This window comes from Chelatococcus sp. YT9 (genome assembly GCF_018398315.1).
Lineage (GTDB): Bacteria > Pseudomonadota > Alphaproteobacteria > Rhizobiales > Beijerinckiaceae > Chelatococcus.
Window position 1 is genome coordinate 3,664,073 of the sequence record NZ_JAHBRW010000001.1, and the last position, 13,074, is coordinate 3,677,146.

Genomic DNA, 13,074 nt, shown 5'->3' on the forward strand with positions numbered 1-13,074 from the left:
GAGGGCGGCGCTTTGCTTCGTGACGGGTTGGTGGCCGGAGAGAGAGGCTCCCGGCGCCCGTCATGGAGTAAGGCATATGGCTGCTGCCGTTCAGAAGATCACCCTCGCGTCCTCGCGCGATATCCCGTTCAACAAGCTGGCGCTGAGCCAGGCCAATGTCCGGCGCGTCAAAGCCGGCATCTCGGTCGAGGAACTGGCCGAATCCATCGCCCGCCGCGGCCTGATCCAGTCCCTGCATGTGCGGCCAGTCCTCGACCCTGAGGGCAAGGAAACCGGCATGTTCGAGGTGCCCGCAGGCGGTCGCCGCTATCGGGCCCTTGAATTGCTGGTCAAGCAGAAGCGTCTCGCAAAAACTGCACCGGTACCATGCGTCATATCCGAGGCCGATGCCGACATCCTGATCGACGAAGTCTCGCTCGCGGAAAATATCGAGCGCGCGCCGCTTCATCCGCTCGATCAGTTTCGGGCCTTCCAGGCGCTGCGCAACAAGGCGATGAGCGAGGAAGCCATCGCAGCCGCCTTCTTTGTCGACCCGAAGGTCGTCAAGCAGCGCCTGCGTCTTGCTGCGGTCTCGCCCGTGCTTCTCGACGTTTACGCCGAAGACGGCATGACGCTCGAACAGCTCATGGCCTTCACCGTGTCGGAAGACCATGCCCGGCAGGAACAGGTCTGGGATGCGATCAAGGATTCCTGGCAGAAAGAGCCGCACTATATCCGCCGTCTCCTGACTGAAACCGCAGTGCGCGCCTCTGACAGGCGAGCGCTTTTTGTCGGTATCGAGGCCTATGAAGCCGCCGGCGGCTATGTGCTGCGCGATCTCTTTCAGCGCGACGACGGCGGCTGGCTTCAGGATCCGGAGCTGCTCGATCGCCTAGCAGGCGAAAAGCTGAAAGCCGAAGCCGAGTCCATTGCGGCCGAAGGCTGGCAGTGGGTCGAGGTAGCGGTGACCTTTCCCTATGGCCACGACCACGGCCTGCGGGAACTCGAGGGCTCGGTCGCCGATCTGACCGACGATGAGCGCGCCACCCGCGAATCCCTGCGCGAGGAATATGACCGGCTCGAAGCCGAATATGCCGAGGCCGACGAGCTGCCCGATGAGGTCGATCAGCGGCTTGGTGAGATTGAGCAGGCGTTGGAAGAATTCGAGCGCAGGCCGATGATCTATGATCCCGAACAGGTTGCGCGGGCGGGCGTCTTCGTCAGCATCGATGGGAACGGCAAGCTGCGGGCCGAACGGGGTTATGTTCGGCCCGAGGATGAAGCGGCGATTGATGGCGAAGATCCCGATGGCTCCTCCGGCCCGGCCACAGAGGGCGCAGTAGCTGGTGTGTCGCATGCGGTTGTCCAAGTCGGTGGCGGCAGCGAATCTCCGGAGGACGACGATGAGGCCGAGATTGTGCGGCCGCTGCCGGACCGGTTGATCAGCGAGCTGACCGCGCATCGCACGCTCGCGCTGCGCGATGCTGTTGCGATGAATCCCCATATTGCGATGACCGCGCTGCTGCATCGGCTGGTGATGGACACCTTCCTGCCGCAGCCCGCCAGGGGATGCCTCGAGGCCCATGTCCGCCAGGTTCACTTGCCGGCACAGGCTGAGGATTTGCGCGACAGCGTCTCGGCGCGGTCTGTTACCGAACGGCACGAACGCTGGGGCGATCACATCCCGGCTGACGATGAGGCGCTCTGGAACTGGCTGATCGATCTCGATGAGGAGTCCCGCATGGAGCTTCTCGCCCATTGCGTCAGCTTTGGCATCAACGCCCTTTACGAAAAGCCCAATCCCTATAGCGGCACGGGCGTCAGCCAACACGGGCTGGAGGTGCGTCTCTCCCAGGCGAACCGTCTGGTGTGCGCTACCGGTCTCGACATGGTGGTGGCGGGCTGGAAGCCGACCGTCAGCAACTATCTCGGCCGTGTGACCAAGCCGCGCATCCTCGAGGCGGTTCGCGAAGGTGCAGGCGAACGGGCATCGGAGCTGATCGGGCATCTCAAGAAGGGCGACATGGCCAAGGAAGCCGAGCGCCTGCTCGCCGATACCGGCTGGCTGCCCGAGCCGCTGCGCACGATCGATCCTGCTGCGGAGCCTGACGCTTCGGCGGAAGGCGATGTCGATGTGGACCTTCCTGAATTCCTCGCAGGCGACGCCGAGAATGACATTGTCGACGAAGAGGATGAGGCGCAGCAGGTGATCGCCGCGGAATGATCGTCACGCGGGGCGGCTCCGGCTGCCCCGTCTCTTCCTGACGCAATCGGGATGGAGCAAGCCGCGCCAGGGTCGCCCCAGGATCAATCCCCGTCATGGCTGGCGCAATGGGTGCCGTCCCCGGGGCTGAAGGATCATCGCTTATTGCCCGCGTGGTAACCAGGCTGGCGCGGCGAACCGATCCGCAACGGATATGCGGATTCCTGTCAGAGGCAGAACACCCCCCCCGCTTCCATTCGCAAACCTTGGTCTGAGCCGTCGTCTTTGCATTCAACCCGCAAGGGGTCGGCTTGACGCTTTGCGTGCCGCCCTCGCGGATCCGGACAAGCCGAACGCGCGAGGGTGATTGCAGATCCGGTCAGACACTTCGGGTGCCTGTCGCGCGGGGGATGGTCCCCCGCCTCCAAAACAGGAGCCGGAACCCATGTCCTATGCAGATGCCACCGCCTTTGCCGCCAGCCTCGCCACCACGCTGATGACTGTGATCGTCGTGTTCCAGGCCGGGGACGGCACCCATGGCGCCATGCCCGCCAATGAGTTCGATGGCGACGAAGAGATGGTGAAACTCGAACTTGATCCGTGGATCTGAGGCACGAGAAGAGCCTCATCCCGATGGCCCGGCGCGCAGGCAACGCAGCCGAGCCATCGCTTTGCGGATAATCTCTCACTGCCGGCGGTAGCGGCCATACCGCGATACGAAAGAGTTAGAGTGCGGGCCGGTTGGCCGTGACGGGTTGGTGGCCGGAGAGAGAGGCTCCCGGCGCCCGTCGCGGAGTAGTTCCCATGTCCCTCCACCGCTCATCCGGCTTCCGCCCGATCGGCGAAATCCTCGCCCGGCAGGTGCTGCCCGGGCTGCGTAGCGCCCTTCGGTATCCGCTACGGGTTTCCTGCCTCGGCACTGTCAGTTTCGTCGACGATCACGATACCAGCCAATTCGACCGGACTATCGTTCTCGGTGAATGTACCACTCCCGAAGACGCCATGACGATCGCGGCACAGCGCGTTTCGCGTGACGATATTCGCGTTGGAGAGGACGACACGCTGCGCTTTGAGGCGCGCATTGCCGCAATTCATGACTCGACCTACGGTCTGGTCCTCGCCGGAGAAATCCGGGCTCGGGCCATTGTCTGGCAGCAGCCTGTCATCTCTGACGCGCAAGCCCGCCGTATCGTGAGCGAGGCAAGCCGGTTGCGCGGCAGCGCCTCGGCGGCTTGCGATGCCCGGTCGGCGCGGAACCTGCGCTACCGCGCCAGTCTGCTCGAAACACGCCTGGTCGATCGCGGCTGGCGGGAGACCGCTGCGGAACTGCTTAGCCTGCCCCGCGCCGCCTGATTTTCACCTCTTCCACGCAATCGGCCTGGTCCTGCGCCAGGCCTCCTCATGTCCGGAGGCCGTCATGGCTGACTATTACACCCATTTTTCCTGCCTGCTCGATGTAGGCACCCCTGAGAACGCTGTCCGTGCGCTCGAACTCTATAATGCGCTGGCGGACGAAAATGCAGCCGAAGATCCCTCATCGGATGGCTTCCTGCTGTCGATCCAGCCCGAACATGGCGGTACGCAGCTCTGGATACGCGACGATCCCACCGGCGATCCCGAGCACGTTATCCAATTCGTCAGGCGCTGCGCCGCCGTGTTCGAGCTCAAGGGCCGGTGGGGCTTCCAATATGCCAACACCTGCTCGAAGCCGCGCCTCGATGGCTTCGGCGGTGGCGCACACGTACTCGATCTTTCGACCGGCGAGACAGTGGATTGGATCTATACCGACGGCTGGCTCTCGACCGTGCTGGAGGGAGGCGATCCCCATGCCTGAAATCATCGAAACCACAGTCTATCGCCTCGACGAACTTTCCGAAACGGCGAAGGACAAGGCCCGCGCCTGGTATCGTGAAGGCGGCTTCGACTACGATTGGTACGACGCCGTTTATGAGGATTTCCAGCGCATCGCCGAGATCCTCGGCATCCGCCTCAAGACCCGAACCGCTCGCCTGATGGGCGGCGGATCGCGGCAGGAACCCTGCATCTGGTTCCGGGGCTTCTGGTCGCAAGGTGACGGCGCGTGCTGGGAGGGGTTCTACTCCTACTGCAGGAACGCCTCTGCCGCGATCCGGGCTTACGCGCCGCAGGACGAGATGCTGCATGGCATCGCAGATGCGCTTCAGGATGCCCAGCGGCGCAACTTTTATCAGCTTCGCGCTGACGTCGGTCATCGCGGCCATTACTACCACGAATACTGCATGGACATTGCGGTAGAGCGGGCCAGCCCGAACTGGCAGGACATGACCGCCGACGCGGAGGACGTCGTCGCCGAGGCGCTGCGTGATCTCGCCCGCTGGCTCTATCGCCAGCTCGAGCGCGAATATGACTACCTGTCCTCGGATGAGGTGGTGGACGAGACCATCCTCGCCAATGGCCACACCTTCACCGAAGGCGGACTTCGTTTCGGCTGATCCCGCTTGAAGCATCCCCGCCTCATGGTCGGGGCGCTCTTCATGTCGCTCCAGCCAGAGTGAGAGGGCCGCCGGAATGGGTGAGCCTGGGCGGTCGAGAGAGAGCGCAGTCCGGGCTTTCCCGTTTCCGCTCTCCCGAGGTTCCCTTCCATGAATATGGTGTCTCCCGTGACCGATCCGGTCACGTCCTTAGCCGCAGCGCCCGCCATCCTCGCTGCGGCAACCACACTCCTTGGCCATCTGGAACGCGGCCAGCACGTCAGTGCCGCCACGCTTCGCGATGCGATGGAGGCGGCTTTCGGCGCTTCCGATTCGACCGGCGCCTGGGACTGGAAGATGGGTTATGAGACTTGCGAAGTCGCCACAGTCCTTTTCCTACGCAAATACGGAAAGGCGCTTTTCCGGAAAGCCGCGTCTCCGGCTACACGGTTTTCCGCAATTGCCCGGATCGTGGACCGGTTGCCGACCCACACGCGCCGATCCGAGGAAGGCCAGGCGCTCCAGCAATTCTCGACGCCCGCGCCGCTCGGTCTCGCGGCCATGGCAGCCGCCGCAATCACCCCCGGTGACGTGGTGCTGGAACCGTCGGCCGGAACCGGCCTCATGGCGATCCTGGCCGAGATTGCCGGCGGCAGGCTGGTGCTGAACGAGCTCGCCGATACCCGCGCTGAGCTGCTTTCTTCCCTCTTTCCGGCTGTTTCCACAACCCGCTTCGATGCCGCACAGATCGACGATCACCTCCAACCGGCAATCGTCCCCTCGGTCGTGCTGATGAACCCGCCATTCTCGGCGATGGCCAATGTTTCGGGACGAATGGCTGACACGGCGTTCCGCCATGTTGCTTCTGCTTTGGCGCGGCTGGCCGATGGTGGGCGGCTCGTAGCCATAACAGGAGCGAATTTTGCTCCTGATCAAGCTGGCTGGCGGGATGCTTTCGTCCGCTTGCAAGAGCAGGGCCGCCTTGTCTTCAGCGCTGCCATCGCCGGATCGGTATACGCAAAGCATGGCACGACCTTCGCGACGCGCCTGATCGTTATCGACAAGACGCCGGCCGAAGATCCATCTCAGTTCTCTCCCTCATCCGGCACTGCGCCCGATGTTGCGACGCTGCTCGCTTGGGTCGAGGCGCAAGTTCCACCACGCTTGCCGGTCGCAAGCCCGAAATGCCGGGAATTCATCCCGGCGGCCGCGCCAAAGACAGTGCGCGGCTATCGCACGGGCGTGGCCCCGGTGCGATCCGTCACCGATACAGTTGGCGATCCCGAGGGCGTCGAGCTCGCTTATGAGACGGTGGACTGGGCACCGCCCGAGGGCACGCGACTAAGCGATGCGATCTATGAGCAATACGGATTGCAGTCGATCCGGATTCCCGGTGCACAGCCACATCCAACCAAGCTTGTCCAATCGGCTGCGATGGCGTCGGTTGCACCACCAAAGCCGTCTTATCGGCCGATCCTGCCTGCCGACATCCGCGAGCGCCTCTCCGATGCCCAGCTCGAGACAGTGATCTATGCCGGTGAGGCCCATGCCGATTATCTGGCCGGCGCCTGGTCCGTGGACGAAACCTTCGAGACGGTCAGCGCGGCGCCCGCGGACGCAGAAGGCGCTGTACGGTTCCGCCGGGGGTTCATGCTCGGTGATGGCACCGGAGCCGGCAAAGGCCGTCAATCGGCCGGGATTATCCTCGACAGCTGGCTGCGCGGGCGGCGCAAGGCGGTCTGGATCAGCAAGTCGGACAAGCTGATCGAGGACGCGCAGCGCGACTGGTCGGCGCTCGGCATGGAGCGACTTCTGATCACGCCGCAATCGCGCTTCTCGCAGGGCAAGCCGATCACGCTGTCGGAAGGCATCCTTTTTACCACCTATGCCACGCTGCGCTCGGATGATCGCGGCGAGAAGGTTTCGCGCGTCCGGCAGATCGTGGATTGGCTGGGATCGGATTTCGACGGTGTCATCATCTTCGACGAGAGCCATGCCATGCAGAACGCCGGTGGCGGCAAGGGAGAACGCGGGACTATCGCGGCATCGCAGCAGGGGCGTGCCGGGCTGCGGCTCCAGCACGCCTTGCCCGATGCCCGGATTGTCTATGTCTCGGCCACGGGCGCAACGACGGTGCATAACCTCGCCTATGCCCAGCGGCTCGGCCTCTGGGGCGGCGAGGATTTCCCTTTTGCCACCCGTGCCGAGTTCGTTGAGGCGATCGAGGCTGGCGGCGTGGCGGCGATGGAGGTGCTGGCGCGCGATCTGCGTTCACTTGGGCTCTATACCGCGCGGTCCCTTTCCTACGATGGCGTCGAATATGAACTGGTGGAGCATCGGCTGACGGACGAGCAGCGCCGCATCTATGATGCCTATGCCGGCGCTTTTGCGGTCATTCACAATAATCTCGATGCGGCGATGGAGGCGGCCAACATCACTGGCAGCGACGGTGCGCTGAACCGCCAGGCCAAAAGCGCCGCCCGATCCGCCTTCGAATCCGCGAAACAGCGCTTCTTCGGGCATCTGCTGACCAGCATGAAAACCCCGACATTGATCCGGTCCATCGATGCCGATCTTGCGGCCGGGCATGCCGCCGTCATCCAGATCGTCTCGACCGGCGAGGCGTTGATGGAGCGCCGCCTCGCCGAACTGCCGGCTGAGGAATGGAACGACGTCCGCGTCGACATCACGCCAAGGGAATACGTACTCGATTATCTCGCCCATTCCTTCCCGGTGCAGCTCTACGAACCCTTCACCGATAGCGAGGGCAATCTCTCCTCGCGGCCGGTATTTCGCGATGGCCAGCCCGTCGAATGTCGGGCGGCCGTTGCCCGGCGCGACGCGATGATCGAGCACCTGGCCTGCCTTCCGCCCGTTCCCGGCGCCCTGGACCAGATCGTGCAGCGGTTTGGGACCGATGTCGTGGCCGAGGTCACGGGCCGTTCGCGCCGGATCATCCGCAAGTGCGAAAGCTCAGCGGCAAGGCTGGCGGTCGAGAACCGCGCACCCTCCGCGAACCTTGCCGAAACCGCCGCCTTCATGGACGATCGCAAGCGCATTCTGGTCTTTTCCGATGCGGGCGGCACCGGGCGCAGCTACCATGCCGATCTCGGGGCGCGGAACCGGCGCCTGCGGGTCCACTATCTTCTCGAACCGGGCTGGAAGGCAGACGCGGCCATTCAGGGGCTGGGCCGCACCAATCGCACCAACCAGGCGCAGCCGCCGCTGTTCCGACCCATCGCGACCGATGTGAAGGCCGAGAAGCGTTTCCTTTCGACCATCGCACGGCGTCTCGACACGCTCGGCGCGATCACGCGCGGTCAGCGCCAGACCGGAGGTCAGGGCCTCTTTCGGCCCGAGGACAATCTGGAAAGCCCCTATGCCCGCGATGCCTTGCGGCAGCTCTATATGCTGATCGTGCGCGGCAAGGTGCAAGGCTGTTCGCTCGGCCGTTTCGAGCAGATGACCGGTCTGAAGTTGATGGATGCGAACGGCATCAAGGACGACCTGCCGCCGATCACCACCTTTCTCAACCGGCTGCTGGCGCTGACCATCGACCTGCAGGCCATCTTGTTCTCGGCTTTCGAGCAGCTCCTCCAGGCGCGAGTCGACGGGGCTATCGCCTCCGGCACATACGATCTTGGTCTCGAAACGCTCCGCGCCGAAAGCTTCACTCTGACCGGCCGTCAGGTCATTTACACCCACCCCGCGACTGGCGCTGAGACCCGGCTGCTTTCAATCAGCGAGCGCAAGCGCAACAGGCCGATGTCGCTCAATGCGGCCCTGCGTGAACTGACCGATCCGCGGGCAAAACTGCTGGTGAATGAACGCTCGGCCCGCGCCGCCGTCCAGGTCCCCACCACCAGTGTCATGCTGGACGATGGCGAGATTGAGCCGCGCGTACGACTGCTCCGGCCGATGGAAAGCACGACCTTTGCTCTTCGGGCGATGGGCGAAACGCGCTGGATCGAAGCCGATCGGGACAGCTTTGCGGCCATGTGGAACCGGGAAGTCGCGCAGGTACCGGCCTATTCCGAGGGCACCCTTTACATCGTGGCGGGATTGCTCTTGCCGGTCTGGAAGCGGCTGCCGCAGGATTCCACCCGTGTTTATCGGCTCCAGTCCGATGACGGGGAGCGCATCATCGGCCGCCGTGTTTCGCCCGCATGGGCAGCCAGCGTCACCGCCACAGAAAGCGTCAGCCTGACGGCCAATGAGGCTTACGCCGCTTTGATCGACGGGCGCACAATTCTCGACCTAGCCGAAGGGCTGCAACTGCGCCGCGTCCGGGTCGTGGGGACTCATCGCATCGAACTTACAGGCTTCAGCGAAGCCATGCGCGAACGCCTGCGCGCCTATGGGCTCTTCAGCGAAATCATATCGTGGAAATTGCGCTTCTTTGTGCCGGTCGGGGCAGCCGGCACCGGGATTATCGGCAAGCTTGTCGAGCGCTTCCCGATCGAACGCATTGCCGAACGGGAGGCGGCCTGATGTCCCGTCTTTACGCCACCGATCTGGCGCAGCGTCTCGGCCGGCAGGCCGAGTCGGTTTGCCGTCACTACCTCTCGAATGGCCATAAACAGGGCCATTACTGGCAGGTCGGCGACGTCCGCAATTGCGCGGGACGCTCGATGTTCGTGCGGCTGCATGACAGCGCCAGGGGGCCGGCGGGCAAATGGTCCGATGCCGCCACCGGCGAGCATGGTGATCTGCTCGATGTAATCCGCGAAAGTCTCGGTCTCCTCGACTTCGCCGAGGTCGCTGCGGAAGCCCGCCGCTTTCTGAGCCTTCCCCATCCAGAACCAGTCCCCACCGGGCGGCGTCGCGGAACTCCGGCTATATCGGGTACGGCAGAGGCCGCACGCCGGCTCTGGCGCATCGCACAACCGATCACGAGCACGCTCGCAGAGACGTATTTGCGGAGACGCGGCATTACGGATTTGCACGGGACCGGCGCGCTGGGCTTCCATCCGAACTGCTACTGGCGGCCCGAGCATGAAGGGCCGACCGAGACCTGGCCGGCGATAATCGCGGCGGTCACCGATCGCGATGGCGACATAACCGGCGCTCACCGCACCTGGCTCGCGCGTGACGGGTCGGGCAAGGCGCCGCGTGATCCGCCGCGCAAGGCCATGGGGGACCTGCTTGGTAACGCCGTCCGGTTCGGAAGGGCACAAGATGTCATGGCGGCGGGAGAAGGCATCGAGACCATTCTGTCGCTGCGGCAATTGCTGCCACAGATGCCGATGGCCGCCGCACTCTCGGCCGGGCACCTCGCTGCTTTCCTGTTCCCGGCCCATCTGCGCCGGCTCTATATCGTGCGTGACAACGATCCGGCAGGCGACAGCGCACGAGACAGGCTCGTCGAACGGGCGCTGGCGGCCGGAATCGAGACCATCACGCTCTCGCCGATAATGGGTGACTTCAACGAAGACCTCACTTCGTGCGGGCTGGATGCATTGCGGGTACGGCTTCGCAGGCAACTGGCTGCAGACGATGTCAGCCGTTTCATGGCTTTGGCTGCATAGCCGGGATGAGAAGCGGGCGGGGGCTCGCGTTCCGTTGCGGCATACAGGAAGCCTTCCCTATTCGGCAGGGGACCGCGCCACGGCCTTCGAGAGGGCGAGCGGCCCACAAACGGCCGGGCCGGGCAATGGCGGCGCCCGACTGATTTCCGTCGGCGGCCCGCCACCCCACGCGACGAGTCGCGTGGGGACCCCGTCTCCCCCGCCTTTACAGCGCGAAGCAAATCAGCCGGGCTTTGCCATCGAGACCCTCGCGAAAGGCTCGGGCTGCCTGGCCGGACCGCCTGCGGGCTTGTCGTCGCCATGAGGCCGCGACGGTCGCGGTCCTTGCCATCGGAGCCTGCCATGTACACCTATGACGAACGCGAACCCGATCACGCGACATCTGCCACCGGCCATGTCATCGAGGAGCTTGAGCTTTACGGCTATCGTCCGTCAGAGGACGAGCCCGATCCCCGGATCTCGCCCGAGGATCACATCATCCAGAGCGCGGTCGCTGATATTTTCGACGCCCTGATCTCCACCATGGCCGACACCAGTCTCGATTTCGACCTTGCCGAGATCCTCTGGTCGAGCGTCAATACCTTCCACCGTGCTGTCGAACGGATCGAAAAGAAGCTCGACGACAACGAGCAGGCCCAGAAGCGCCTCCAGTGCGAACAGGACGGGTCCGAGGTGAAATCCGTCCAGCTCGAGACCCTGATCGGGGTCGGGCAAAGTCTCATCGAACGCCGTGACAGTCTTGAGCTTTTCCGCGAGACCGCTGCCGATATCTATCTGCGCACCCTCGGTACGCCTTGGTCGCAGCGCTCGGGTTCACGGGTCAATCATCGCCAGATGACAGCGGCCATGATCGATAGCCGGGACTTCATCGCCGCCAAGCGACGCGCTGACAATGAGGTGCTGCTACCGGCCGGCACGAAGATCGCCTTTTCGGGTGGCGAGACCACCGATCATCGATTGATCTGGGACAAGCTCGACCAGGTTCATGCCAAGCATCCTGACATGGTGCTGCTGCATGGTGGATCGCCGAAGGGCGCCGAGCGCATCGCCGCCACCTGGGCCCACAATCGCAAGGTGCCGCAGGTCGCCTTCAAGCCCGATTGGGCCAAACACGCCAAGGCTGCGCCCTTCAAACGCAACGATCAGATGCTCGGCACGATGCCGATTGGGGTCATCATCTTTCCCGGCACCGGCATCCAGGACAATCTCGCCGACAAGGCGCGCAAATTGGGCATTCCTGTCTACCGCTTCGGGACGGGCGGCGCGTGAGCGCTGCCCGCCATTCCTCAAGGCCGTCGACGAACCGGAAGCGCCTCGACGGCCTATCATGCCGGCGAAACACATCGCCTGTAGGGCGATGGGCCGCTGGATCCGACCATGTGCAGGCAGAACAAGGAAGATGGCCGGACAGGGTCAGGGGATCTCTTTGATCCCTATTTGTTCTTAATGATCGCGGGCACTTCTGCTACTGTTCCGATCGCGCCGTGGAGGTGGTGGCAGGCGCACCGTCCAATCCATTGCACGGAGACACCACCATGACCTTTCTCGGTATTCTCGTCGCCATGGCCGCCATAGGCTTCATGTGCTGGCTGCTGTTCAACCTTGCCGTATTTGCGTTGCCCTTCTTCATCGGGGTGAACGCCGGTATCTGGGCCTACGGCACCGGCGCGGGCTGGCTTGGGGCCGTTCTTGTCGGATTACTCGCTGCCGGCCTGACCTTGGCGGCAGCCCAAGGCCTACTCATTCTGGTCCGGCCTCTATGGGCGCGGTTGCTGATCGCACTCGCCTTTGTCGCTCCGGCAGTCGTCGCCGGCTTCTACGCCACGCTCGGCATCGTCAAACATATGATGCCGTCCGAGACCTGGCAGCTCATCTTCTCGGTCATTGGCGCAATTGCCGTGGGAGTGACGACCTTCCTGCGGCTTGCGGCGATGGCGTCTGCCGAGTCTGCTGGCACGGGCCATGCGCGCATCTAGCTGCGTGCAGAATCTGGTTGGAAGCTAGAACAGAGAGATAAACTCGCCGTCCTCAGAGATAAGGGGCGCGGGATCGGCGTAATGAACTCACATCAATCTAGTGGAGTGATGCGGCACATAGCGGGAGCAGGACGGGTGGCGCGAATTTCGCGGGCACATTGCGAAACCCAGACGGGATGCGTTCTCGCAGACTTCGGTTGGGTCAAATAGCGGTACGCGTGCCAAGGACAGGGGCGACGTCACGGGCATCCGTCGCCACCGGTCCGGCGGAACTCGAATGCGCCAGACTCTACGTTCTTCTCGTATCTCTGACCGCTCCAAACGGCCTCTTCCATGGCCTGATCTGGTCGAAGACCAGCGCGCGGGGGCGCGCTTCGATCGCTTTGGCGCAACAGCGTCGTCACAACTTTCTTCCCCTGACGGCCCCACCCCATGTTCCATGGGACCCCGAGGCGCGCCATTCCTCGCGCGAGCAAGAAAGTCCCTCCTGTGCTGTCCAGTCCCCGCAAACGGGGATGCGCCAGCGATCGTCTCCGTCCCGTCGATCGCCATCGAGGCCGCAATGGTGCGGGCTCGAAACCGGAAAACGGAGATTTGAAAATGGCGACCATCGGTACCTTCAAGAAGACCGGTTCGAACGAATTCACCGGCGAAATCGTCACCCTCAGTGTCCAGGCCAAGGGCGTGCGTATCGTTCCCGACATCCGCGCAAACGGCGAGAACGCTCCCAGCCACCGGGTCCTGGTCGGCCGCGCCGAGATCGGTGCCGCCTGGTCCAAGCGCTCGGGCGAAGGCCGCGATTATCTGGGTCTCAAGCTCGATGATCCGAGCTTCACCGCCCCGATCTACGCCAACCTCTTCGATGACGAGGACGGCGAAGCCTACTCGCTGATCTGGTCCCGCCCCAGCCCGCGTCGCGGCGATTGAAGCGCAAATGG

The 13,074-nt window shown here is 63.8% G+C and carries 10 protein-coding genes; all 10 read left to right on the plus strand.

Annotation, left to right across the window (positions count from 1 at the left end; all coding sequences use genetic code 11):
* Positions 1-76 precede the first annotated feature (76 nt).
* Positions 77-2,203 (plus strand): ParB/RepB/Spo0J family partition protein, encoded by a 2,127-nt coding sequence (locus tag KIO76_RS16905; protein WP_213324346.1) that lies wholly within the window; start codon positions 77-79, stop codon positions 2,201-2,203.
* Between the two features lie 424 nt (positions 2,204-2,627).
* Positions 2,628-2,792 (plus strand): hypothetical protein, encoded by a 165-nt coding sequence (locus KIO76_RS16910; RefSeq protein WP_104959421.1) that lies wholly within the window; start codon positions 2,628-2,630, stop codon positions 2,790-2,792.
* Positions 2,793-2,986: 194 nt separating this feature from the next.
* Positions 2,987-3,535 (plus strand): hypothetical protein, encoded by a 549-nt coding sequence (locus tag KIO76_RS16915; protein WP_104959420.1) that lies wholly within the window; start codon positions 2,987-2,989, stop codon positions 3,533-3,535.
* 64 nt (positions 3,536-3,599) lie between these two features.
* Positions 3,600-4,016 (plus strand): hypothetical protein, encoded by a 417-nt coding sequence (locus KIO76_RS16920; RefSeq protein ID WP_104959419.1) that lies wholly within the window; start codon positions 3,600-3,602, stop codon positions 4,014-4,016.
* Positions 4,009-4,653: a DUF8835 domain-containing pootine gene (locus tag KIO76_RS16925; protein WP_132010642.1), complete on the plus strand. Its 645-nt coding sequence runs from the start codon at positions 4,009-4,011 to the stop codon at positions 4,651-4,653. Before KIO76_RS16920 ends, KIO76_RS16925 begins: the two co-directional genes overlap by 8 nt.
* A gap of 150 nt (positions 4,654-4,803) precedes the next feature.
* Positions 4,804-9,123: a strawberry notch-like NTP hydrolase domain-containing protein gene (locus KIO76_RS16930; protein ID WP_213324347.1), complete on the plus strand. Its 4,320-nt coding sequence runs from the start codon at positions 4,804-4,806 to the stop codon at positions 9,121-9,123.
* Positions 9,123-10,160 (plus strand): DUF7146 domain-containing protein, encoded by a 1,038-nt coding sequence (locus tag KIO76_RS16935; protein WP_213324348.1) that lies wholly within the window; start codon positions 9,123-9,125, stop codon positions 10,158-10,160. Before KIO76_RS16930 ends, KIO76_RS16935 begins: the two co-directional genes overlap by 1 nt.
* Before the next feature lie 342 nt (positions 10,161-10,502).
* Positions 10,503-11,429 (plus strand): DUF2493 domain-containing protein, encoded by a 927-nt coding sequence (locus KIO76_RS16940; protein ID WP_213324349.1) that lies wholly within the window; start codon positions 10,503-10,505, stop codon positions 11,427-11,429.
* Positions 11,430-11,695: 266 nt separating this feature from the next.
* Complete coding sequence (locus KIO76_RS16945; RefSeq protein WP_132010650.1) at positions 11,696-12,136, plus strand: hypothetical protein; 441 nt, start codon at positions 11,696-11,698, stop codon at positions 12,134-12,136.
* A gap of 600 nt (positions 12,137-12,736) precedes the next feature.
* Positions 12,737-13,063: a DUF736 domain-containing protein gene (locus tag KIO76_RS16950; RefSeq protein WP_144705347.1), complete on the plus strand. Its 327-nt coding sequence runs from the start codon at positions 12,737-12,739 to the stop codon at positions 13,061-13,063.
* Positions 13,064-13,074 lie beyond the last annotated feature (11 nt).

Excerpts from the sequence above, each read along its gene's own strand:
- KIO76_RS16930 (WP_213324347.1), top strand. The coding sequence starts at position 4,804 with ATGAATATGGTGTCTCCCGTGACCGATCCGGTCACGTCCTTAGCCGCA.
- KIO76_RS16935 (WP_213324348.1), top strand. The coding sequence starts at position 9,123 with ATGTCCCGTCTTTACGCCACCGATCTGGCGCAGCGTCTCGGCCGGCAG.
- KIO76_RS16910 (WP_104959421.1), top strand. The coding sequence starts at position 2,628 with ATGTCCTATGCAGATGCCACCGCCTTTGCCGCCAGCCTCGCCACCACG.
- KIO76_RS16925 (WP_132010642.1), top strand. The coding sequence starts at position 4,009 with ATGCCTGAAATCATCGAAACCACAGTCTATCGCCTCGACGAACTTTCC.
- KIO76_RS16945 (WP_132010650.1), top strand. The coding sequence starts at position 11,696 with ATGACCTTTCTCGGTATTCTCGTCGCCATGGCCGCCATAGGCTTCATG.
- KIO76_RS16905 (WP_213324346.1), top strand. The coding sequence starts at position 77 with ATGGCTGCTGCCGTTCAGAAGATCACCCTCGCGTCCTCGCGCGATATC.
- KIO76_RS16940 (WP_213324349.1), top strand. The coding sequence starts at position 10,503 with ATGTACACCTATGACGAACGCGAACCCGATCACGCGACATCTGCCACC.
- KIO76_RS16950 (WP_144705347.1), top strand. The coding sequence starts at position 12,737 with ATGGCGACCATCGGTACCTTCAAGAAGACCGGTTCGAACGAATTCACC.
- KIO76_RS16920 (WP_104959419.1), top strand. The coding sequence starts at position 3,600 with ATGGCTGACTATTACACCCATTTTTCCTGCCTGCTCGATGTAGGCACC.
- KIO76_RS16915 (WP_104959420.1), top strand. The coding sequence starts at position 2,987 with ATGTCCCTCCACCGCTCATCCGGCTTCCGCCCGATCGGCGAAATCCTC.